Raw genomic sequence first — 22,836 nt, 5'->3', positions numbered from 1 at the left:
CATGTCCACAACTGAAGCTCCGGTACCCGTGGCTAACCCGCGGTCCTCCTTCTTCCTGCGGCTCCCGGTGGTGTCGCATGTGCGCCAAAGCGTGGGACTGCAGCGCGGGATGCTCATCATGGGCCTCGTCCTGACAGCCGTCTTTCTCCTGACCGCTCTGCTTGCCCCGTTCATCGCCCCGTACGGATTCGCCCAGCTGTCTGACGGCGACGGAAACTTCCCCGCCCAGCAGCCGCCCGGCGGCAAACACCTGCTGGGCACCACCGTGGGAGGGTACGACGTCCTGTCCCGCGTGATGTGGGGAACCCAGACGGCACTGCTGGTCATCATCATCGCCGTAGTGCTGTCCATCTTCGCCGGTGTCATCCTTGGCCTCGTCAGCGGTTACATCGGCGGCTGGCTTGACCGGATCCTGGTGGTGGTGGCGGACGCCATCTACGCCTTCCCTTCCCTGCTGCTGGCGATCGTCATGGCCATTGTGATCAGCGGGGGACAATCCAGCCTTTTCGGTGGTGTCATGGCAGCGGCCATATCCATCACCGTGGTGTTCATCCCGCAGTACTTCCGGGTCATCAGGGCTGAGACCATCAGGCTCAAGGCCGAACCGTTCGTGGAGTCCGCCAAGGTGGTGGGGGCGTCGAACCTGCGCATCATCACGCGCCACATCTACCGGAACGCCACGCGGACACTGCCTCTGATCTTCACGCTTAATGCGTCCGAGGCGATCCTCACCCTCGCCGCACTGGGTTTCCTGGGCTTCGGCATCGAACCCAGCTCAGCCTCCGAATGGGGCTTCGACCTAAGCAAGGCCCTTGCCGACACCACCTCCGGTATCTGGTGGACGGGAGTCTTCCCGGGCCTGGCCATTGTGTGGGTGGTCCTGGGCCTGACCCTGGTGGGTGAAAGCATCAACGACCTCAACGATCCCCGCCTGCGCGGACGAAAGCGCGCGAACCGAAAGGCTCCCGCCGCTTCTCCCGCCGCCGACGCCGCCCCGGGACCTGACACAGAATCGAGCAACCCGTGACCGAAAACCTGGATACGCCATCGGGCAACGGAGTCCCGGGAACGAAGACCGTCCTCGGCATTGACCACCTGCAGGTCACCTTCGCCACCGACTCCGGCGACGTTCATGCTGTCAAGGATGTGAGCCTGGAGCTCAAGGCCGGTGAAGTCCTGGCCATCGTGGGGGAGTCGGGCTCGGGCAAGACCGTTACCGCCAAAACCATCCTTGGCCTGCTACCTGAAACTGCCACCAGTTCCGGTGCCGTCCTCATCAACGGCACCAACATCATCAGCCTCAGTCCTGCCCGCCTGCGCCAGATCCGCGGGCGGGACGTCGCAATGGTGTTCCAGGAACCGTCCACGGCGCTGAATCCTGTCTTTACTGTCGGCTGGCAGATCGCAGAGGGTATCCGCGCCCACTCCGGACAGGGCGGCGGCAAGCGGGTCTCAGCAAAGGAAGCCAAGGAACGGGCCATCGATGCCCTGCGCAAGGTGGGTATCCCGGATCCTGAGCACCGGGTGAACTACTACCCGCACCAGTTCTCCGGCGGGCAGAAGCAGCGGGTGGTGATCGCAGCAGCCCTCGCGCTGAACCCCGGACTGATCGTGGCTGATGAACCCACCACAGCCCTCGACGTCACCGTCCAGGCGGAAATCCTGGAACTGCTCCGCGACCTGCGCGGCCAATACGGCACCTCGATCGTCCTGATCACCCACAACATGGGCGTGGTGGCCGACCTGGCCGACAGGGTGGTGGTGATGTACCAGGGCGACATCGTGGAAGAGGCGCCGGCGCGGAAGCTGTTCGCCGAGCCCAAGCAGGACTACACCCGGCAACTCCTGGCCGCGGTGCCGCACCTGGGCCGGAACTCGGCGTCGGAAGGGCTGACGGAACGGCGCCACCAGGGCGGGGAGGTGCTGGTCGAGGCGAAGGATCTCACCATCGAATACCCGGGAAGGCTGGGAACGCCGGCCTTCAAGGCAGTGGACGGCGTCAGTTTCACCCTGTCCAGGGGTGAGGTTTTCGGTCTGGTGGGCGAATCCGGCTCTGGCAAGACCACCATTGGGCGGGCCATCGCCGGCCTGAACCGGACCACCGGCGGCAGCCTCAAGGTCCTGGGCTACGAAATGCTGGACCTGAGGGAACGGACCTTCAAACCGCTCCGCAAGGACATCGGCTTCGTCTTCCAGGACCCGGCCGCTTCCTTCAACCCGCAACTGACCATCGGGGAGTGCATCGCCGAGCCCATGGTGATCCACACCCGGCCCAGCGAAGCGCAGGCGCGCAAACGCGTCGGCGAGCTGCTCGAATCAGTCCAGCTCCCGGCGTCGTACGCGGGACGCTACCCGCACGAACTCTCCGGCGGGCAGCGGCAGCGGGCGTCACTGGCGCGCGCGCTGAGCCTGAACCCGCGGCTGCTGATTGCAGACGAGCCGACGTCGGCCCTCGACGTCTCGGTCCAGGCGAAGGTCCTGGAGCTGTTCCGGGACATCCAGGAGGAGTTTGGTTTCGGCTGCCTGTTTATCAGCCACGACCTCGCGGTGGTAGACATCCTGTCCACGTGGGTGGGCGTGCTGTACAAGGGAAAGCTGGTGGAACAGGGAATCGGCAGCCAGGTCATGGGAAGCCCGCAGCACGACTACACGCGCCGCCTCATCGCATCCCTTCCCGTTCCCGACCCCGACGAGCAGGCCCGGCGGCGGGAGGAAAGCCGGGCACTGCTGGGCCTCTAGGGCGCGGCCACAGTCTGAAGCGCCGGTGCGGCAAACGCTGCACCGGCGCTTCACAGCCGGTCCAATAGGCTGCCTGCCCATAGACTGGATGCATGACGCAGCACAACCTCCATTCTTCCGATTCCGACGATTTCGACCCCGCCGCAAGTTCGTTGGCCGGGCAGGTCGACCAGTCGGTGATGGCTGAACTGCTGTCAATCCGCTCCAGCATCGACAACATCGATGCGACGCTGGTGTACCTGCTGGCCGAGCGGTTCAAGGCAACACAGAAGGTCGGATTCCTCAAAGCCAACCACCGCCTGCCCGCGGGCGACCCGGGGCGGGAAGCGGCGCAGATCGCGAGGCTGCGGAGGCTCGCGGAAGACGCGCACCTGGACCCTGCGTTTGCCGAAAAGTTCCTCAACTTCATCATTGGCGAAGTGATCCGGCACCACGAAGCCATTGCCGAGGACCACCAGGCAGCGACCGGCCGGCAGGCGCAGGCGCCGACGCGCGCGTGACCGCCCAACACCCGGAGGTTTCCGCTCCGGCGCCGGAACAGCTCCTGCCCACGGAAGTGACCGCCACGGCACTCGGGCAGTGGCCCGGTGATGACCCCCATGAAGCAGTGCGGATCATCCGCGGCGAACTCGGCAGCCCGCACCTGCCGTTCCTCCCGGAGCTCCCGGCCCGCGGCGTCGGCTCCGACGCATTGGGGCGCACCGCGTCCCTCCTTGAAGAGCTGGCCGTCGATGTGCAGCCGTTCGGCTGGCGCCTGGTGGACCGGCCGGGCAAGGATTACCGCCGCGCGGCCTCGGCGTTGTCCACGGACATCAACATCCTGGCCGATGTGGCAGGCGCAGAAGACAGCCCTGACCCGGAAATCAAGATTCAGCTGGTTGGCCCGATGAGCCTGGCCGCGGGACTGCACCTGCATAACGGCGAGCGCGCCCTGATCGACTACGGTGCCCGGCGGGACCTCGCGGAGTCGCTGGCTGCCGGCGTGGGAACCTACCTCAGCAGGGTGGCGGCCGCTGTGCCCGGAGCCCGGCTGGTGGTCCAGCTTGATGAACCGGACATCGCTGCGGTCCTGGCCGGCACCATCCCCACGGCCAGCGGCTACCGTACGCTCCGCGCGGTTGCGGGTTCCGAAGCCCGGGAATCGTGGCGCCTCGTCCTTGAGGCATTGAGGGCTGCCGGCGCCGTGGAAACTGTTATTGCGGTACCTGAAGTGGAGGCGCCCTTCGAGCAGATCCTCGCTGCCGGGGCCGACGGTATCGCCGTGCCGCTGAAGGCCCTGACTACCCGCCAGTGGGAGCAGTTGGCGGGCGCCGCTGAAGCGGGAAAGCGGCTCTGGATCGGTGCGCTGGATGTGGCCGGCACTGCACGGACGAAGACCGCTGACTGCGTTGACTCCGTCTGGCGACCGTGGCGCCAGCTTGGCCTTCCAGCCGCCGCCATCAGCAGCGTCCGGATCACTCCCTCATCGGGGCTCGCAGCCGTCACCCCTTCGCGGGCCCAGGAACTCCTGGGCCAACTGACCAAGGTGGCCGACGGGCTGAATCAGCAGGCGCTCGGCTAGGCCGGCCGGGGACGCTCAGGTTCGGTTTTCCCACCGGTCCGGCTGTGCGTACCGGGGCAGGAAGCTCTGCGCGGAGCTGCCGCCGGTGTAGGGCCGCAACCGGTAATCGAAGCTGCCGGCGTACACCAGCACCAAGCCGATCTGCGGCTGGATGACCTTGACCTGGATGCGGTGCCTGCCCGCCGGGCCTTCGGCCGGATCCCACCACTGCTCCGCGTAGGCCTTGGCGTCCAGCGCGGACGGCAGGGCAAGACGCAGCGGCCCGAGGAAAAGCCGGGAGAACTCGGAGATGCCGCGAAGCCTGCCCTCCGGGGTGACACTGAGGTTCAGATCCGTGACCATCCGCCGGTACCGTCCTACGTAGTCCACCAGGGGGGTTACGCCGCGCAGCCCCTTCCCCTCGCCCTGCTCCTGCCCTTCGTTCCGCTGGTTGACGCTGGTGGTGTCCTGGAACATCCGGGTGCGGCCCGCGAAGCGGATCTCCCGCCGGGCCGTGAGGCTGGAACGGCCAAAGGGATCGAGGTGTGCGTGGTTCTCGATCCGGAACGGGATATTCTCCCCGTACTCCGGAAAGAACGCTTCTTCGCTGCTGGTGAGCCGCATGAGTGGGCGCAGCCAGGACTGGCGGCAGCCTACGACGTCGAACGTTCCCTCGCCCACGCCGTACTGCCCCGAGCCGGGCACCAGGGAAAAGTACTCCTGGAGTTCGGGCTGGAGCCGGCTGAAGTCCGCGCCCAGGGCCTTTTGGTAGATCGGTGCGTTCATGGGGACCTCCTGCTGGATTGCGGCGCTGGATTCACAATCTACCGGCAGCCTTGAGCCGGATGTACATATCGGCCAGCCGGGGTGGCAGCTGGTGCGGTTCGGCATCCACAACCTCCACTCCGAAGCGGCGGAGTTCAGCGCTGACGGCGGCACGCTGGAGGAGTGCACGTTCGGCGGCGGCCGCCCTGAAGACTCCTGCGGCGTCGCTGCGCTCTGCCAACATGGCGCCCAGCTGTGGGTCACGCACCGCGGCGACTACCACGACGTGCTGCGCGGACAGCTGCGCCGCCGCGGGAATGAGGCCTTCCTCCTGCGCGCCACCGTCGAAGCTGGTCAGCAGCACCACCAGGGAGCGGTGGGCAGTTACCGTACGTACCTGCGCAGGAACGGCGGCCCAGTCCATCTCGATGAGTTCCGGTTCCAGCGGCGCCATTGCCTGGACCAGCCGGCCCAGAAGGTTGCCCTTGCCCGCAGTGCCTGCCCGCGCGCGTGCCCTGCGGTCGAACGCGAGGAAGTCCACCCGGTCCCCGCCGCGCTCAGCGAGGACGCCAAGCAGCAGGGCGGCTTCCATGCCGCTGTCCAGCCGCGTCTCATCGTTGATCCTCGCCGCCGCGGTCCTGGAGGTGTCCAGCACCATCACCACGCGGCGGTCCCGTTCGGGACGCCAGGTCCGCACCACCACGGCGGAGCGCCGCGCCGTTGCCCGCCAGTCGATGGACCGGACGTCGTCGCCCCGGACGTAATCGCGCAGGGAGTCGAACTCGGTGCCGGCACCGCGGATCTGGACCGCCGCCTTGCCGTCGAGCTCGCGGAGCTTTTGCAGCTTCGAGGGCAGGTGCCGCCGGGAGTTGAACGGCGGGAGCACCCGGATCGACCCGGGGCAAGCGACAGTCCGTTGCCGTGCGGCAAGCCTCATGGGTCCGAAGGAGCGGAAGGTGACGTGCGGGGATTTCAGGTCCCCGCGCCGGACAGGCCTGAGCACGACGGCGGCACTCCGGCTTTCGCCCGCGGGCACATCTACCAGCTGGATCGGGTTGGCCGCCCCGGCCGAAGGCTGCCAGGCGTCGCGGAAGCTACCGCGCAAACGGCGCCGCCCACCGTTGTGGATGGTGAGCGTGGCTGGCGCCGTCGCATTCAGGGCAACGTTGGCAGGCCCGCTGCGGACGGCCCGCAGTAGGCGGGGCGATCCGGCCAGGGCAAGGTCGGCGCCTGCAACGGCTGCAAGGACAGCGCCCACGGTGAAGAACGAGCCCCATCCCGGCAGCAGCAGGACCGGCACCAGGCCCAGGAGCACCAGGAGGACGAAGCGCCCGGAAATGGCCATCAGCGCGGGACGGGGACTGACGCCAGGATGCTGCCCAGCACGTCGTCCACCTGCACCCCGTCCATCTGTGCTTCGGGCTGCAGGGCGACGCGGTGCCGCAGGCAGGGGAGGGCCAGTGCCTTGACGTCGTCCGGCGTGACGAACGGCCTCCCGGACAGCCATGCCCAGGCCCGGGACGTGTTCAGCAGCGCCGTCGCCCCGCGTGGCGAAACGCCCAGCAGGAAGGACGGCGCAGTTCGGGTCGCCCGCACTAGGTCAACGATGTAGCCGATGATTTCGGGGGCCACGTCCACGCCGGCCACTGCCTGCCTGGCCCGCTCAAGGTCACTCGCGTCCGCCACAGGACGCACACCAGCCGCTGCCAGGTCCCGGGGGTCGAAACCCGCGGCGTGGCGCCTGATGACTTCCATCTCGTCGCTGCGCTCCGGCAATGGCATGGTGAGCTTGAGCAGGAACCGGTCCAGCTGCGCCTCCGGAAGGGGATAGGTTCCCTCGTACTCCACCGGGTTTTGCGTGGCGGCCACCAGGAAAGGCGATGGCAGCGGGCGGGGTTCCCCGTCCACCGAGACCTGGCGTTCTTCCATGGCTTCGAGCAGCGAGGCCTGCGTCTTGGGCGGGGTCCTGTTGATTTCGTCGGCCAGCAGCAGGTTGGTGAAGACCGGCCCCTCCCGGAACGTGAATTCGGACGTGTGGGAATCGTAGACCAGCGACCCTGTCACATCCCCGGGCATGAGATCCGGGGTGAACTGGACGCGTTTGGTCTCCAGGTCCAGTGCCGCGGACAACGCCCGCACCAGCAGGGTCTTGGCGACGCCGGGCACCCCCTCCAGGAGGACATGGCCTTGTGACAGCAGGGCTATCAGCAAGCCGGTGACGGTGGCGTCCTGTCCCACAACGGCTTTGGCCACTTCTTTCCGGACGTCCAGGAGCGCCTGCCGGGCGGAGTCGTGCTCCATCGGGTCAAGGACCCGCTGGCCGCTGCCATGTTCACTCATCGTCTTTTGACCTCTTTCTCCAGGGTGTGCAGTTCCCGGGCCCAGGCCACCAGGCGGGCCTCGCTGCGGGGATGTTCATTGACAAGGTCGCTGACCGTGGACGCCGGCCGGGCCAAGTGCCGTGCGGCGGCATCAATGATGGCCTCTGCGGTAGCTCCCGGACCAAGCCGGAGGGCCGTAGCCAGGCGGGACAACGTGCCTGAGCGCAGGTTGTCCCGGGCCTGGCCCATGGCCCGGTAGTCGTGGTACAGCCGGGCGCGGCCCTCCGCAGTCTCCACCGCCTTGACCACCACGGGAAGGGGCTCGAAAACCAGCGGTCCATGCCTGCGGCCGCGCCAGGCGATAGCGGCGAGGGCGACGACCACCAGCCACGGGCCCACGAAACGCGCCCAGTCCGGAGCCAATTCGTCGAGGGTGCGCGGCGAACCGGTGAGGTCCATGTCCTCCAGCGACGGCAAGTACCACACGAGGTCAGCCGACCCGCCCAGCAGCCGCAGCCCGAGGGCGGCATTTCCCAGCTCGTCCAGACGTTCGTTCCCCAGCACTGCGGTGCTGCCGAGGACCACCTGCCTGCCGTTGGCGCCGGCCGCAAGTACCCCGGCGGTCGAGCCGGACGGGCGGAAACAGGTGGTCCCGCCGTCGTACACGAATGCTGACCCGCCGCTGACCTGGCCTGCTGCCTGCGCATCGGGAAGGGAGCAGGCGGCGTCCAACGCGGGGGCGCCGTCCGGAACTACGCCGGCCTGCCTGACGCCGCCGTCCAGGGCGCGGAGCGTCTCGAAGCGTGGCGTGACCACCACTACCCGGGCACTTGCGGCCGCGAGGTCTCTGATGCGCTGCCCGTCCAGGGCTCCGTTCCTGTCGTAAAGCAGGAGGGTGGCGGATGAATTGCTCTCCAGGGCGGCCATCGCTGCGTCGTAGTCCCGGACGTCATGGACCCGGACCCCGTGGTCGCCAAGGATTTGGGCGACGGCGCGTGCTCCGCCGGGACCGGCATTGTTCACGGACAGTGGGACGACGTCCCCCTTGGGCGCCAGTTGGCCCCAGATCACCAGGCCAAGCCCGACGGCCACCAGAGCGCCGAATGCGGCAAGTCCCCGGTGGCGGCGAAGCCGGGACCGGAAGGACCGGACGGCAGCCCGCTCCGTGCCCGCGTCCCGGGCAGCCTCCGTCGCGGGGCCGGTCAAGGCAGGACCGCCGGCTGATGCCGGTCCGAGGGACGTTCAGGTTTGGCGGCCGCCAGTGCGTCGTCGAGCCGGACCATGCCCTGGTACTCCGCGCCGCCGGCAGGCCTGTTGCCGTAGCGGACCGCGTCGAAGGCCGCGGCTGCCTCTGCCAGCCGCTGTGCCTCAGCCCTGAACGGCACGGAGAGCTCGCGTGCGGTTTCATCGGCGGTCCGGCCCGGCTGTGCGTCGATGACCGCCCTTTCCTCGGCCGAGCGCACCAGGGCACGGAAACAGTCGACGACGGCGTCGCCCCACTTTCCGGCGGCCGCGGCCTCAGCGGCGCGGCGGCGGTAGTCCGTGGAGGTGATGGTGGTGTCAGCACCAAAGACATCCTTCGGCTTCCGGGCTGCCGGGTTGAGCCGTGGGCGGGCCAGGATAATGGCGACGGCGATGACCAGGACGATAACGATGCCGATGACAGGGGTGGGAACGGACCCGTCAGGTCCCGACGGCCCGTCCAGGGAACCAAGCCACTCGAGGAAGCCGCGCCACACGCTTTCCAGCCAGGATGGCTCGGCCTGCCGGTACTCTGGCTTCGCCAGCTCCTCCGCGGCCCACCTGCGTGCCTGTTCCGCCTCGGGAAGCACTGGCGGTTCAGCGGACATCCGGCCATGCACTTCCAGTCGGTCCTTGGGATCCGTGGCCCGGTGCGCTGATTGCAGTGCCCCGGCCAGGGACGCCGTCGGGATCAGCACCCGTCTCAAGCAGGCGGAGGAGCGTGATGTCCAGGCCGTCCTTCCGCATCCGGAGGTCCATGTACAGCAAGGACATCACCGAAGTCTGGAAGGCGTAGCCCAACGCGCCCACCAGGGCGCCAAGGACGGCGGTTGCAATTCCAACAGCCACCGCCATCCCCGCATCCTGTCCGGAACCGCCGTGGGGCGAGACCACGGAGCCGAGGAAACTGGTCAACAGGCTGACGGGGATCATCACCACCTGGCTGATCACACCCACCAGAAGACTTACCACCAGGGTCATTCCGAAGATCCGCCACCAGTTGGCGCGGGTCAGCTGCCAGGACCGGCGCAGGGCGGCGAGGGGACCGACTTCCTCGATGACCACCGCGGCAGGGGCGACCATGACTTTGATGGCGATCCAGGCAAACGCTGCGAAGAAGGCAGGGACCAGGGGAATCAGGAACAGCGCGCCCACTGCCCTGTCGGTTCCGGCGATGAGCGCGAAAGCCACGCCGCCGAAGACCACGAAGGCAAACAGCACGGCAGCCACCAGCAGTGCAGCGAGGCCAATCAGCGCACCGGCCCTCGATTTGGCCAGGGCCCACATCTGGCGGAACCCTGTAGGCCTGTTGAGGATCGAGCGGGCAACAGGTACCACCATGGCCCCCTGGAGCACTGCGGAGATGATGAGCGTCAGGATACTGACCACCAGGATGGCGCCTGCGAAGCCGAATCCCATGCCGGCCAAATCCGCGGGGCTGGCACCCTCCACCCAGGCCTCGATGGAGCCGGCAGATGTGGCGGTCACTGCCGTGACGACGGCGGCCAGGATCGCCGAGAGCGACTGCGCCAGCAGGGCGGCACCCAGCATGGCTTTCGGGTTCCGGCGGATGGCCTGGAAGGAGCCGTCAAGGATCTCGCCAAACATCAGGGGCCGCAGGGGAACGATGCCGGGCTTTGGCGGGGCAACATAGCGGGGCTGTCCGTAGGGACTTCCAAACTGGTTGCCGTACCGGTTCCCGGAGCCGGGTCCATAGGGGGTTCCGTAGGGGTGCTGATGATAGCCTGCGCCCGGATAAGCCGGCGGGGGACCATTCCACGGAGCCTGCTGGCCGTACGGCGGCTGGCCCGGAACCTGACTGGCTTGGCCATGCGGGCCCGGCTGCTGGGACCACGGCCCGGGGGGACCCCACGACGGCGTGCCACCCCACGTCCCGCTGCCACCGCCGGCAGTGTCCCGGTTGGGAGCCACCCAACCGTCATCGCTTCTGCCGCGCGGGTATCCGCCGCTGCCGTCTTGGCTTTGGCCTGGCCAAGGTTCCCGGGAACCGTCGGAGGGCTGCTCCGCTCCGGCCGGTTCCTCCCGGCCTGAATCCTGTCCTGACACGCTCTTCCTTCCCCCATTCCGGCCGTGCCGTCGTCCCGCGGCCGGGCCCTGACAGCCGTAAGCCGCCGGGAAGGTCCGGCACGGTCCCAGCCTATAGTTCCGGCGTCGGACGTCCTAGCGTTCCGCCATGCCGAAGCCGCTGAACAGGACAAAGCCCCCCTGATAAGGGAATATATAACTATGAAGGCACGCATTCTGGTGGTTGACGATGACGAAGCGCTGGCCGAAATGATTGGAATTGTTCTTCGCAACGACGGCTTTGAACCCGTTTTCTGCGCGGACGGCGCCCAGGCGCTTGACATCTTCCGGTCATCGCGGCCGGACCTGGTCCTGCTGGACCTTATGCTTCCCGGCGTGGACGGCATTGAGGTCTGCCGGCAGGTCCGCGCTGAGTCAGACGTGCCCATCGTCATGCTCACGGCCAAGGCGGACACCTCCGACGTCGTCCGCGGCCTCGAATCCGGCGCCGATGACTACGTGCCAAAACCGTTCAAGCCCGCCGAACTTGTGGCACGGGTCCGGGCCAGGCTCCGCCCGGGGGACCAGAAGGCACCCGAGACCCTGCGGATCGCGGACATCACCATTGACGTTGCCGGACACACGGTAAGCCGCGGGAGCGAACGGATCTCCCTGACGCCGCTGGAGTTCGACCTCCTGGTGGCCCTCGCCCGCAAGCCGTGGCAGGTATTCACCCGTGAACTGCTGCTTGAACAGGTGTGGGGGTACCGCCATGCGGCGGACACCCGCCTGGTCAACGTCCATGTCCAGCGCCTGCGGTCCAAGATCGAGCAGGACCCGGAAGCTCCGGAAGTTGTATTGACGGTACGTGGTGTCGGCTACAAAGCAGGGGCCTGACCCCGCTTCCTCCGACGGGGAACGCCGGTCCGGCGTCCCCGCCCAGGCGACCCCGGGAGAAGCAGCGGACTCGGAACAGCGTGCCGTGGTAGAGCCGCACCAACAACTGGAGCCGCGCAACGAGCCGCAGCACCATCAAACCGCGCAGCACCACCCGGCGCCGGAGCACACGGACGCCATGAGCCCCGGATTCAGACAGTTCGCCTTCCGCGTGCGGATTTGGCAGCGGCGTGCCGTCATTGTCAGCCTCAGGGTGGCCAGGCTCGTAAAGACCGGCATCCTCCGCTTCCTGCCGGCCCTGCGTTACGTCGGACACGCACTGCACAAGCGTTGGCGCCGATCCCTGCAGTTCAGGACAGTCCTCACCACACTGCTTCTGGCAGTCACGTCGTTCGCCGTAGTTGGCGCCTACCTGTCGAACCAGATCGCCAACAACCTCTTCCAGGAACGGCTCACGCAGGCCGAATCGGAAACCCGGTACAACGTCAAGCAGGTCCAGGAGACGTTCGACGGCGCCCAGGTCACCGACCAGTCAAGCGTCATCACCCTGGTCTACGACACCCTGAACGCCGTGGAGGGCCGTGGCTCCGTGATCCAGCGCCGCTACGTCTTCGAAGCCATGCCGGAGCAGACCAAACCACGGAACCGCTGGGTGGAATCCCGGGCATCGGACCAGCTGACAGTCAGTGTCATCCCGCCTGAGCTCCGCAAGGCGGTGCAGGAGTCCGGCAAAGACCAGTACTGGGCGTCCACCGTGATCCCCGTGGGCACGGAGGACCGGCCAGGCATCGCAGTCGGTAACAAGGTGACCTTCAACGGCACGGTCTATGAGCTGTATCTGATTTATGACCTTAATACTGCGCAGCAGACGCTGGACGAGATCCAGAGCGTCCTCTGGGCCGGCGGCGCTGTGCTGGTGCTCCTGATCGGTGCCGTGGCCTGGTACGTCACACGCAACGTGGTGAGCCCGGTCAGCCACGCGGCGATGGTGTCGGAGAAGCTGGCCGCCGGGCAGCTGCAGGAACGGATGGTGGTCCGTGGCGAGGACGAGGTGGCCCGGCTGGGCGCCTCCTTCAACCACATGGCTGCCAGCCTGCAGGAGCAAATCACCCAGCTGGCCACCCTTTCGCAGATGCAGCAGCGCTTTGTGTCCGATGTATCCCACGAACTGCGCACTCCCTTGACCACGGTCAGGATGGCGGCCGAAGTGCTGTATGACGCCCGTGACGATTTCGACCCCATCAACAAACGGTCCGCCGAGTTGCTCTACAACCAGGTGGAGCGGTTCCAGTCGCTGCTCTCGGACCTGCTGGAGATCTCCCGCTTCGACGCCGGCGTGGCGGTGCTGGACGCCGAACCGGAAGATATCCTCCAAGTGATCGCCCACGTCATCGAGGGCGCGTCGCCCGTGGCCGCGGAGTACGGCTCAGAGATCGTTCTGAGTGCCCCCGCCGGCGCCATCGTGGTGGACATGGACGCGCGCCGGATCGACAGGATCCTCCGGAACCTGATCCTGAACGCCGTCGAACACGGCGAGGGCCGGCCGGTGACCGTTACCGTGGCAGCCAGCGAAACCGCCGTCGGCATCGCTGTCCGTGACCACGGCATCGGCATGGAACCGTCCGAAGCGGCCCGGGTCTTCGACCGGTTCTGGCGAGCAGACCCTGCCCGCGCCCGCACCACCGGTGGCAGCGGCCTGGGGCTGTCCATTGCCGCGGAGGACACCAAGCTCCACAACGGCTGGCTGCAGGCCTGGGGGAGGAAAGGCAGCGGAGCGAACTTCCGGCTTACCCTGCCGCTGCGCCAAGGCGAGGAGATCGGCAACTCGCCGGTCCAGCTCGAACCCGAAGACAACATCACCACCGGCGAACCGGGCAGCGTTCCCCGGGAACCCGACACCAGGAACATCCTGGTCCTGGAAACCGGAGCGGCGCGGTTGGCACCGCTGCCGACAACGAAGGAGAACCCATGACCGGCCGCGGCCGTCCGGCACAGCTTGGTGCTTTCCTGCTGGCGCTGCTGGTGGTGGTGCTGGCAGGCTGCGCCCGGATCCCCATCTCGGGACCGGTCGGCAAGAGCAGCGAAGGCAGCGCCGGCAACCTGAACGCGCCGGTCTTCCTCCCGGCAGCACCGCAACCGGGCGCGTCACCGGAAACCATCATTGACTACTTCTACCGCGCCGGCAGCGGTTACGAGGACGATTACGCGGTGGCCCGGCAGTACCTCACGCAGGCCTCGTCCGTGTCCTGGAAACCGGATCAGCGGGCCTTGGTCTACCGGGATGCGCGGGTGGTGGCCACGGGCACCGAAAACGTCTACAACTATGAATTGGACGTGGCCTACACCGTCGACGCCGACGGCATCACCACCCAGTCCCCGGAAGGCACCGTGGAACGGATCCCCGTTACGGTTACCCAGGTGGACGGGGAATGGCGTATCTCGGCAATACCGGACGGGACCGCCATCGCCGAGGAAACCTTCAAAGTGATCTACGGTGCGTACCCCATCTACTTCTACGACCCCACGTTCACGTATGCGGTCCCCGACGTCCGCTGGTTCATCAGGAACAAGACGGTCAAGGCCATGACAAGTGCGCTGCTGGCGGGGCCGGCCCCCTACCTTCGCGGCGCCGTGGCCAGTGCCTTCCCGTCGGGCATCAAGCTCGCCCGCGAGTCCGTCCCTGTGGTCTCGGGAGCCGCGCAGGTGGACCTGACTGCCAAGGAGCTCACGGAGACATCCCCGGAGGACCGTCTACGGATGCAGATGCAGCTCACGCTGACGTTCCGCAGCCAGCCCGACGTCGTCAATGTCGAACTGCGTGCCAACCAGGACCTGGTGAGGGTGGAGGACAACGGTTCAGTCCTCCCGCCGGTACAGGACAAGAGCGCCCCCTCACGCCAGATCGCGGTCAGCGGCAATGAACTGGTGCGCTACGAAAACAACAGGATTTCGCCACTTCCGGACATGCAGCCCGTCTCCGCCCTCGACCCCCGGTTCCCCGCAGAGTCCCCGGTATCCCAGACCGCTGCCTTCCTCAACGAGAGCCGAACAACCCTGTACAGCATCAATCCGGGCCAGCCGGCCCGGGCCCTGACTACCCGGAGTACGCTGAGCCGGCCCTCCTTCAGCCTTAACGACTGGGTCTGGTCGGCCGGGCCCGGAGGAAACGGTGCCACAGAGGTGGTGGCCTTCCGTCCCACCGGAGTTGCAGAAGGGGCATCCGTACCGTCCGTGACGCTGGCGCCTGCCTGGCTGGCGGGACGGTCCGTCAAGGAATTCCGGGTTTCCCGGGAGGGCGTCCGTGCGCTGGTCATTTCCGAGCAGAACGGCAAGACCCGGGTCCAGGTCGCCGGGATCATCCGCGGCGGCGACGGGACCCCCCGTGAGCTGACCCAGCCAATTACCCTGGCGACCGACAGCAACCCGGACCAGGGCGCCTGGGTCAACGACTCAACGGTTGTGGTCATGAAGGGCGCGGCGGCCGCCAACGTGACACCCGAACTACTTTCGCTCACCTCGGGACAGCCCCAGCAGCTCGCTCCCTGGCCGGGCCTGGTAGCGCTCAGCGCGGGAAACGGCCCGGAGGAGATTTACGGGCAATCGTCTGAAGGCATCTTCCAGCGGCTTGGAAACGGATGGTCTCCCCAGATCAAGGGTCCCATCGATCCTTCGTTCCCGGGGTAGGGACTGCACATCCTGCCGGCCAGGGGTGACGCGGCGCGGGCTGGGTCCACATAGGCGCTGCCGCTGCTTTCCTTAGCTGCCGGCTGCAGGAATCGTTGAGCCGTGAGCAACGAATCAACGCCCGGCAGTGGCCGGGCAGATCCAGACCTCCTCCCGTCCCAACCAGCAGCGAGGCACCGATCAGAACACCGGAGCGTCCTCCTGCGGTATGCCGACCAGGTGGTCGGAGCCGCAGCCGACCTTCTGGCTCTGGCCATCCCTTCTGACTGTGTGGGCTGCGGCGCCGAGGACCACCAGCTTTGCCCGCACTGCTCCCGGCAGGTACGCCGGCTCACTGCTGAACCGTTCCGTGCCGAAGCTGCCGCGCCCGCGCTGACAGATGTGGACGGAAGGATCCTGCTGCCCGTGGTTGCGGCCGGCGTCTACAGGGAAGAACTCGCGCAGGCTTTGCTGTCCTTCAAGCGCCACGGCCAGCACCGGCTCCGGAAGTGCCTTGGCAGGGCGCTCGCAGACGCGGTGCGGACGGCAACCGGAGACCGCCAGCATGTTGTCCTTGTTCCGGTTCCCACCAGTTCCGCCGCCTATCTGGCAAGGGGGTTCAGCCCCGTGCACCTGCTCCTTGCCGAGGCAGTCCGGCAGCTTCCCGGCGCCGTTATGCAGGACGTCCTGGCCAAGTCCACCCCCGGAGGTATCCGGCCTGCGGGCGGCCAGAAAGGCCTCGACAGGGGTGACCGGGCACGACGCGTCCGGGGCTCCATGGCGGTGCGGCGGCGCGCCCGCGGCACGGTTGCGGGGACCCGCTGCATCATCGTCGATGACGTCCTCACCACGGGTTCCACGCTGTCTGAAGCCGCGCGTGCACTGCACCGCGACGGGGCCCGGGTGGCAGGGGCGGTGGTCCTCGCCGCAACGCGTCCGCCGGTCTCGGGCAGCTTGGACGGCGCATCCTAAGCCAGCAGCGAAACTACGGCGACTTAGAAAAAAATAAACCGGGAAAGGATGAATAACGGATGACGATGAACTAACGTCGGTGGTGGGTACCAAGACAGAATGTACCTTTCGATGGCGGCTCGGAGAGGGGCTCGACTGTCAGGCAGATCGGCCCAGGGAAGCGCCGCCGTCGTGTCACCGAAGTCATTTGGAGGGCACCATGGAGTTTATGATCAGCGGACGAAATCTGACAGTGTCAGACCGGTTCCGCGAATATGCCGGGGAGAAGATCTCAAAGATCGAGTCGTTGGGGGACAAAGTCCAGCGGGTCGATGCCAAGGTTTCCAAAGAGACCAATGCCCGGCAAACAGGCGACCAGTTGACCGTTGAGGTGACAGTCCTGGGCCGCGGACCGGTGATCCGCGCCGAAGCCAGCGCTGCAGACAAGTTCGCCGCCTTCGATCTTGCGTACAACAAGCTGCTTGAACGCCTGCGCCGGGCCAAGGACCGGAAGAAGGTCCATCACGGACGCCACACGCCCAAGGCTGTGAGGGAAGCAACCGCGTCCCTCGAACCGGCCAGTGCGCACGAGCCCCTTTACATGGAGGCCAGCCACCGCAGTGAAGCGAGCGCGTCATCCGCCGACAGGTCTCCCTACGACGTGGACAACGATATTCCGGCGGGTGATTCCCCCGTCCTGATCCGCCGGAAGGTCTTCCCGGCAGCGTCGCTGACGCTCGACGACGCAGTGGACAACATGGAACTCGTGGGCCACGACTTCTATCTGTTCGTCGACAAAGCCACCAATACCCCGTCCGTCGTGTACCGGCGGCGCGGCTGGACTTACGGTGTAATCACGCTGGACCACGAGTGCGAACCCGGAGACACCGTGGTGGAAGAAAAGATCCTTGCCTACCGTTCGGATGATGCTGCGGCTACCGCTTAGGGTGCTGGCAGCAACCAACAGAGAGGACTGGCGTGCCGGCTGCGCTGAGCCTTAACCAGGCCCGGCGGATCGCACTGGCAGCACAGGGGCTCGACAAAGGACGGCCCACCGGACCCGTAACTTCGCGGACGGTGGGCCGCACCTTTGCCCGTTTGCAGCTGGTCCAGATCGATTCCGTAAACGTCCTGGCGCGGAGCCATTTCCTCCCCTTTTATTCGCGGCTAGGGAACTACGACCGGAGCATTCTGCAACGGATGTCAGGGGTCCACCCGCGCCGGATGGTCGAGTATTGGGCGCACGAGGCCAGCTACATCCGGCCGGAACACCATGCGGACCTCCTGCTCTGGCAGAAGCGGGCGTGGGTTGGTGCAGGAGGCATGGACCAGGAACAGCGCGCTGCGATATCGGAACGGATCCTGGCAACCCTTGCCGGAAGCCGTCCGCTGACAGCGTCCGAACTGACCGCCCGTATCGGCCACGTGGAAGAACGGCAGACAGGCAACTGGGGCTGGAACTGGAACGCCGTCAAGAGGGTCCTGGAACACCTCTTTGAAGAGGGGCTCGTCTCCGCAGCTTCGCGGACAGACCAATTCGAGCGGAAGTACACCCTCACGGCGAGGATTCTCCCGCAAGCCCGAATGGGTGCGGGGGAGGACCCCAAGGGTGCCCGGGACCGGGCCGGGGCACTGGACCGGCTGACGGAGGCTGCCGCCCGCGCGCACGGCATCGGAACTGTCCGGTGTTTCGCCGATTATTTTCGGACACCCGTCAAGGCAACTGCCCAGTCTGTGGAGCGACTGGTTGAGCGGGGCGCCTTGGAACCGGTGACTGTCACGGGCTGGAACAGGGATATCTACCGCCATCCCGATGCTGTCCTGCCGCGGCGGGCAACCGGACGTGCCCTGCTCAGCCCTTTTGACTCCCTGGTGTTCGAGCGTCGCCGGCTTGAAGAACTCTTTGGTTTCCATTATCGGATTGAGATCTACACGCCCGAACACAAGCGGAGGCACGGCTACTACGTCCTTCCCTTCCTCCTCCGGGACGGCATCGTCGCCCGGGTGGACCTGAAAGCCGACCGCGCAGGCGGAAAACTGCTGGCCCGGGCCGCTTTTGCCGAGCCGGCCGCCCCGCCGGACACCGCCGTCGAACTTGCCGCGGAACTGCGCCTCATGGCTGAATGGCTGGGGCTTCAGTCCGTGGAGGTTTGGCCGTCCGGCGACCTCGCGCCGGACCTGGCGCTGGCCATCGGCAACGCGGACTCCGATCCGCTCTGAGGGAAACCGGCATCGGCAGGTTGTCTCTCCCGTAGACTAAAAACGCCAGAATTCGGCGGCATGAGACTGGGAGCATCTTCACGTGGCATCACTTATCGAAAAACTTCTCCGCACGGGTGACAAGAAAACACTTCGGCAACTGCGGAACTATGCCGACTCCATCAATGCCCTCGAAGACTCGTTCAAGACCTTTACCGATGCCGAGCTCCGTGAGGAGACGGACCGGCTCAGGGAACGCCACCAGGACGGCGAAAAGCTCGATAACCTCCTGCCGGAGGCCTTCGCGGCTGTTCGGGAAGCGTCCTCGCGCACCCTTGGAATGCGGCACTTCGACGTCCAGCTGATGGGTGGCGCCGCCCTCCACCTGGGCAATATTGCTGAGATGAAGACCGGTGAAGGCAAGACCCTGGTGGCAACCGCTCCTGCCTACCTGAATGCCCTCACCGGCAAGGGTGTCCACGTCGTCACCGTGAACGACTACCTCGCCGAGTACCAGTCCGACCTCATGGGCCGCGTCTACCGCTTCCTCGGGCTGACCAGTGGATGCATCCTTGCCAACCAGGACCCTGCGGTCCGGCGCGAGCAGTACGCGGCGGATATCACCTACGGAACCAACAACGAGTTCGGTTTCGACTACCTGCGCGACAACATGGCCTGGGACAGGAACGAACTGGTCCAGCGTGGACACAACTTCGCCATCGTCGATGAAGTTGACTCCATCCTCATTGACGAAGCCCGTACCCCCCTCATCATCTCGGGGCCCGCCCAGGGCGACACGAACCGCTGGTACAGCGAATTCGCCAAGGTCGTTTTGCGGCTGCAGCCCGAAAAGGACTACGAAGTCGATGAGAAGAAGCGCACCGTCGGCGTCCTGGAGGGCGGCATCGAAAAGGTCGAGGATTACCTCGGCATCTCGAACCTGTACGAGTCCGCCAATACACCACTGATCGGCTTCCTCAACAACGCCATCAAGGCCAAGGAGCTGTTCAAGCGGGACAAAGACTACGTCATCATGGACGGCGAGGTCCTCATCGTTGATGAGCACACCGGCCGTATCCTTGCCGGCCGCCGGTACAACGAAGGCATGCACCAGGCGATCGAGGCCAAGGAAGGCGTCGAGATCAAGGCGGAGAACCAGACCCTGGCCACCGTCACCCTGCAGAACTACTTCCGCATGTACGGCAAACTCTCCGGCATGACCGGCACCGCCGAGACCGAAGCCGCCGAGTTCATGAGCACCTACAAACTCGGCGTCGTGGCCATTCCCACCAACCGCGACATGCAGCGCATCGATCAGTCCGACCTTGTCTTCAAGAACGAAACAGTGAAGTTCGATGCCGTCGTCCGCGATATCGCCGAACGCCATGAAAAGGGCCAGCCCGTCCTGGTGGGTACCACCAGCGTCGAGAAGAGCGAGTATCTTTCCCGGCTCCTTGCCAAGGACGGCATCCGCCACGAAGTCCTGAATGCCAAGAATCACGCACGGGAGGCCGCCATCGTTGCGCAGGCCGGCCGTAAGGCTGCCGTAACGGTGGCCACCAACATGGCCGGACGAGGCACCGACATCATGCTGGGCGGCAATGCCGAGTTTACGGCTGTCGCTGAACTTGCCAAGCGCGGCCTGGACCCGGAGGAGAACTCTGAGGAGTACGAGTCCGCGTGGCCGGCTGCCCTTGAAGCAGCCAAGCAGGCCGTCAAGGATGAGCATGAGGAGGTCCTGAACCTCGGGGGACTGTATGTCCTTGGCACCGAACGCCATGAGTCCCGGCGCATCGACAACCAGCTCCGCGGCCGTTCCGGACGCCAGGGCGACCCGGGCGAGTCCAGGTTCTACCTTTCCTTGACCGACGACCTCATGCGGCTGTTCAACTCCGGCGCCGCAGAACGCCTTATGAACAGCTCCGTTCCTGACGACGTGGCCCTCGAATCCAAACTTGTATCCCGCGCCATCGCCTCGGCGCAGGGCCAGGTGGAGGGGCGCAACGCCGAGCAACGGAAAAACGTCCTGAAGTACGACGACGTCCTGAACCGCCAGCGCGAAGCGATCTACAGCGACCGCCGCCGCATCCTCGAGGGTGACGACCTGCACGAAAAGGTGCAGTTCTTTGTCGAGGACACCATCATGGCCCTCATCGACGACGCCACCGCCGGAGGCAACGGCGACGACTGGGACTTCCACCAGCTGTGGACCAACCTCAAGACGCTGTACCCGGTGAGCGTGAGTGCGGACGACATCATTGAAGAAGCCGGAGGAAAGTCCCGGCTGACGGTGGAGTTCCTGAAGGAAGAGCTGCTTTCGGACGCCCGGCTTGTCTACCAGGCGCGGGAGGAAAGCATCGGCTCCGAGAGCATGCGGGAACTGGAACGCCGCGTCGTGCTGTCAGTTATCGGACGCAAATGGCAGGAACACCTCTACGAGATGGACTACCTCAAGGAAGGCATCGGGCTGCGTGCCATGGCCCAGCGCGATCCCCTGGTGGAGTATCAGCGCGAAGGTTTCACCCTGTTCCAAAGCATGATGGAAGCAATCCGGGAGGAAAGCGTCGGGTTCCTGTTCAACCTGGAAGTCGAAGTGACTCCGGCCCAGGATGTGGTGGTGGAGGACGCCGCCGGCGGACACACCGAACATGTTGAGCCGCAGGTCCGGGCCGCGGGTCTGGAAGCCCCCGAAAAGCCTGCGCAACTGCAGTACACCGCACCGAGCGAGGGCGGTGGCACCCAGACCCGGGTGGAAACCCGCTCCACTGGACGCTCAGGCAACCCCGCCAAGGCGGCAGAGCAGGATGCGGCAAAGGACGCCGCCAAGCGTCCAGCCAAAAAGAAGCGGCGCTAAAGCAGCGTTCACGGACGAGGGCTTGTAACCAGAGGGCAGGGCCAGCGGGAGGCAGCATCCCGGGCCCTGCCCTCTGTTCGTCCGTGGAGTCTTCCGGGTAGTCACCCAATGACCAGTTCCGTGACCCGCCAGACCTGCTTGCTGCGCTCCAGTCGGATTGCCACGGCGCGGGCACGTACGTCATCGACCACGACTGCACTTGCTTCATAGGTGCCTTCTGCCACTTCGCAGATCCGCACTGACCGGACAATGGAGTTGCGGTGCAGGCGGCCCAGCGCAGGATTTCCGGTCCTGGTGATTTCCCTCCGAATCAGTGCGGCGCGGTGCTGGAGGGCAGCGAGGCAACGGGGGTCAAGCCGGCGGGCAAGTTGGTGGACGGGCCGGATACCGGCCAGCACTTCCATGGCAGCCTGCACTGTTCCCCGTGTAAGGGCCCGGACTTCCGCTTCCTCGTCCGCGGCCCGGAGCTGAACCGGCGCTCCGGGATGCGGGGCCAACCGGCCCGGGCCCAAGGCCCGCAGCTGCGTCTGTCGCAGGGCCTCCTGGCTGGTTGTGCCATTGGCGAAGCCCTTCTCGACATTACTGGCGGTTCTTCCCTGGAGGGCACGGATCGGCGTTACGGCTGGCATGGCTTTCCCCTTTCGTAAGTGCTGTGCCGGGACTCGGCCGGCATGGTTGCGGGTGCTTAGGACGGTGAGGGTGGCTGCAGGACTTGGCCCGGGAGCAGGACATCCGGGTTCTGGCCGATGACAGCCTTGTTGGCTTCGTACCAGCGCGGCCACTCGAGGGCGACGTCAATGTCGGAAGCGTTGCTGCCCAACTGGGTCCGCACAATGTCCCAGAGGGTGTCGCCGGCGAGAACTGCAACGGTTCCTGTTGTGTGATCTGAATCCCCGCCTGTTGTGGCTTCTTCGCGCGTGGCAGGCGGAGCCAGCATCGCTGGGTCCACCAACGGGGTGGTCCGGGGCTGCCATCGAGGCTGCAGCTGCGAATGGCCCGCGGCGCCGGAGCTTGCGTCCACAGTGATTGGGGCAGTTTCGGGCGTTGCGTGCGCAAGTTCTTCCCGTGCCGTCGATGTCGGCGTCAAACCGGGCGTTAAGGCCTGCTCCGGATGGCCTGCCCCCGGGGCCGTAGCCGGCGTGGAGGTGGCGTCCTCCATGGCGCGGCCTGCCGGACCTGTGGAAGCAGCCGGCGATTCAGGTGTTGCCTTCATAGCCGAGGCGTACTCCTGTGTGGGCGCCCACTGCGGACCCGGAGCGAGGGTTTCGGCGTTGGCCGCTGCCCCGGACACCAGTTGCAGTGAGACCGCTGCGACAACCAGGCGCCTCATGAATGCGGGCGAGAGCCTGCGCGTCAGCGAAGCTGCACGGTCATTGCCTCGTCGCTCCAGGAGCACGCCCGCTGCGGCGGCAAGAAGGGACAGGAACCACCAGGCGATCAGTATCGAGCCCGAAATCAGTGCTACGGCCCCCAGAATGTCCTCGGCGGACGTGCTCTGGTGCCTGTCCGATGCCACCTCCCACTGCTGGACAAGTCCAAATCCAATGAAGACGAGCAGAGCTCCCAGAACCAACAACGCCGACGCTATCAGGGCGTCGTATCTGGCTCCGTGGGAGTCACGCTTCATCATTACTCTCCTT

General features: G+C 66.2%; 19 protein-coding genes. 11 read left to right on the top strand and 8 right to left on the bottom strand.

Annotated elements, in window-relative coordinates; all coding sequences use genetic code 11:
* The first annotated feature begins 1 nt into the window (after nt 1).
* The 4 genes from ACHL_RS12390 to ACHL_RS12375 all read left to right on the top strand — a co-directional run bounded on the left by ACHL_RS12390 (nt 2) and on the right by ACHL_RS12375 (nt 4,300).
* Nucleotides 2-1,027: an ABC transporter permease gene (locus ACHL_RS12390; protein ID WP_015937630.1), complete on the top strand. Its 1,026-nt coding sequence runs from the start codon at nt 2-4 to the stop codon at nt 1,025-1,027.
* Nucleotides 1,024-2,739, top strand: coding sequence for an ABC transporter ATP-binding protein (locus ACHL_RS12385; RefSeq protein WP_015937629.1), 1,716 nt, complete (start codon nt 1,024-1,026; stop codon nt 2,737-2,739). Before ACHL_RS12390 ends, ACHL_RS12385 begins: the two co-directional genes overlap by 4 nt.
* Nucleotides 2,740-2,831: 92 nt before the next feature.
* Nucleotides 2,832-3,239 carry a chorismate mutase gene (locus ACHL_RS12380; protein ID WP_015937628.1) on the top strand — a complete coding sequence of 136 codons (408 nt, stop codon included), beginning with the start codon at nt 2,832-2,834 and terminating at the stop codon, nt 3,237-3,239.
* The gene (locus ACHL_RS12375) at nt 3,236-4,300 is read left to right on the top strand and encodes a uroporphyrinogen decarboxylase/cobalamine-independent methonine synthase family protein (protein WP_015937627.1); all 1,065 of its coding nucleotides are present in this window, start codon (nt 3,236-3,238) and stop codon (nt 4,298-4,300) included. The genes ACHL_RS12380 and ACHL_RS12375 overlap by 4 nt, the downstream gene beginning before the upstream one ends.
* 15 nt (nt 4,301-4,315) lie before the next feature.
* Here the strand turns inward: ACHL_RS12375 and ACHL_RS12370 are convergent, their stop codons facing one another.
* Genes ACHL_RS12370 through ACHL_RS12345 form a run of 6 tightly spaced genes read right to left on the bottom strand, consistent with a single transcriptional unit; the run spans nt 4,316 to nt 10,215 of the window.
* On the bottom strand, nt 4,316-5,065 hold the full coding sequence (locus ACHL_RS12370; protein WP_015937626.1) for a DUF4166 domain-containing protein: 750 nt from the start codon (nt 5,063-5,065) through the stop codon (nt 4,316-4,318).
* Between the two features lie 31 nt (nt 5,066-5,096).
* Nucleotides 5,097-6,389, bottom strand: a complete 1,293-nt coding sequence (locus ACHL_RS12365; RefSeq protein WP_015937625.1) for a DUF58 domain-containing protein — start codon at nt 6,387-6,389, stop codon at nt 5,097-5,099.
* A complete protein-coding gene (locus ACHL_RS12360; protein WP_015937624.1) occupies nt 6,389-7,384 on the bottom strand; it encodes an AAA family ATPase in 996 nt (331 codons plus the stop codon). Before ACHL_RS12360 ends, ACHL_RS12365 begins: the two co-directional genes overlap by 1 nt.
* Nucleotides 7,381-8,571 (bottom strand): DUF4350 domain-containing protein, encoded by a 1,191-nt coding sequence (locus tag ACHL_RS12355; RefSeq protein WP_015937623.1) that lies wholly within the window; start codon nt 8,569-8,571, stop codon nt 7,381-7,383. Before ACHL_RS12355 ends, ACHL_RS12360 begins: the two co-directional genes overlap by 4 nt.
* Nucleotides 8,568-9,215: a DUF4129 domain-containing protein gene (locus tag ACHL_RS12350; protein ID WP_050767092.1), complete on the bottom strand. Its 648-nt coding sequence runs from the start codon at nt 9,213-9,215 to the stop codon at nt 8,568-8,570. Before ACHL_RS12350 ends, ACHL_RS12355 begins: the two co-directional genes overlap by 4 nt.
* Nucleotides 9,205-10,215 carry a DUF7847 domain-containing protein gene (locus ACHL_RS12345; protein WP_015937621.1) on the bottom strand — a complete coding sequence of 337 codons (1,011 nt, stop codon included), beginning with the start codon at nt 10,213-10,215 and terminating at the stop codon, nt 9,205-9,207. Before ACHL_RS12345 ends, ACHL_RS12350 begins: the two co-directional genes overlap by 11 nt.
* 639 nt (nt 10,216-10,854) lie before the next feature.
* On the opposite strand from ACHL_RS12345, the gene mtrA reads away from it, so the two are divergent.
* The 7 genes from mtrA (at nt 10,855) to secA (ending at nt 21,196) form a co-directional block, all read left to right on the top strand.
* Nucleotides 10,855-11,529 (top strand): MtrAB system response regulator MtrA, encoded by a 675-nt coding sequence (gene mtrA, locus ACHL_RS12340; RefSeq protein ID WP_015937620.1) that lies wholly within the window; start codon nt 10,855-10,857, stop codon nt 11,527-11,529.
* A gap of 178 nt (nt 11,530-11,707) precedes the next feature.
* A complete protein-coding gene (mtrB, locus tag ACHL_RS12335) occupies nt 11,708-13,501 on the top strand; it encodes an MtrAB system histidine kinase MtrB (RefSeq protein ID WP_015937619.1) in 1,794 nt (597 codons plus the stop codon).
* Nucleotides 13,498-15,213, top strand: a complete 1,716-nt coding sequence (locus tag ACHL_RS12330; protein ID WP_015937618.1) for an LpqB family beta-propeller domain-containing protein — start codon at nt 13,498-13,500, stop codon at nt 15,211-15,213. Before mtrB ends, ACHL_RS12330 begins: the two co-directional genes overlap by 4 nt.
* Before the next feature lie 102 nt (nt 15,214-15,315).
* Nucleotides 15,316-16,164, top strand: coding sequence for a ComF family protein (locus tag ACHL_RS12325; RefSeq protein ID WP_015937617.1), 849 nt, complete (start codon nt 15,316-15,318; stop codon nt 16,162-16,164).
* 199 nt (nt 16,165-16,363) lie between these two features.
* Nucleotides 16,364-17,089 carry a ribosome hibernation-promoting factor, HPF/YfiA family gene (gene hpf / locus ACHL_RS12320; RefSeq protein ID WP_015937616.1) on the top strand — a complete coding sequence of 242 codons (726 nt, stop codon included), beginning with the start codon at nt 16,364-16,366 and terminating at the stop codon, nt 17,087-17,089.
* Nucleotides 17,090-17,121: 32 nt separating this feature from the next.
* The gene (locus ACHL_RS12315) at nt 17,122-18,363 is read left to right on the top strand and encodes a winged helix-turn-helix domain-containing protein (RefSeq protein ID WP_015937615.1); all 1,242 of its coding nucleotides are present in this window, start codon (nt 17,122-17,124) and stop codon (nt 18,361-18,363) included.
* A gap of 82 nt (nt 18,364-18,445) precedes the next feature.
* Entirely contained in the window at nt 18,446-21,196 is a 2,751-nt protein-coding gene (gene secA / locus ACHL_RS12310; RefSeq protein WP_015937614.1) for a preprotein translocase subunit SecA, read from the top strand.
* Nucleotides 21,197-21,297: 101 nt separating this feature from the next.
* Here secA and ACHL_RS24720 read toward each other — a convergent pair whose 3' ends face one another.
* A complete protein-coding gene (locus tag ACHL_RS24720; RefSeq protein WP_015937613.1) occupies nt 21,298-21,825 on the bottom strand; it encodes an Rv3235 family protein in 528 nt (175 codons plus the stop codon).
* Between the two features lie 56 nt (nt 21,826-21,881).
* The gene (locus ACHL_RS23395) at nt 21,882-22,826 is read right to left on the bottom strand and encodes a LysM peptidoglycan-binding domain-containing protein (protein WP_050767091.1); all 945 of its coding nucleotides are present in this window, start codon (nt 22,824-22,826) and stop codon (nt 21,882-21,884) included.
* Between the last annotated feature and the right edge of the window lie 10 nt (nt 22,827-22,836).

It is taken from the genome of Pseudarthrobacter chlorophenolicus A6, from assembly GCF_000022025.1.
GTDB lineage: Bacteria > Actinomycetota > Actinomycetes > Actinomycetales > Micrococcaceae > Arthrobacter > Arthrobacter chlorophenolicus.
The sequence above is the reverse complement of the archived record's forward strand: the minus strand, read 5'-3'. Positions and strand labels throughout refer to the sequence as shown.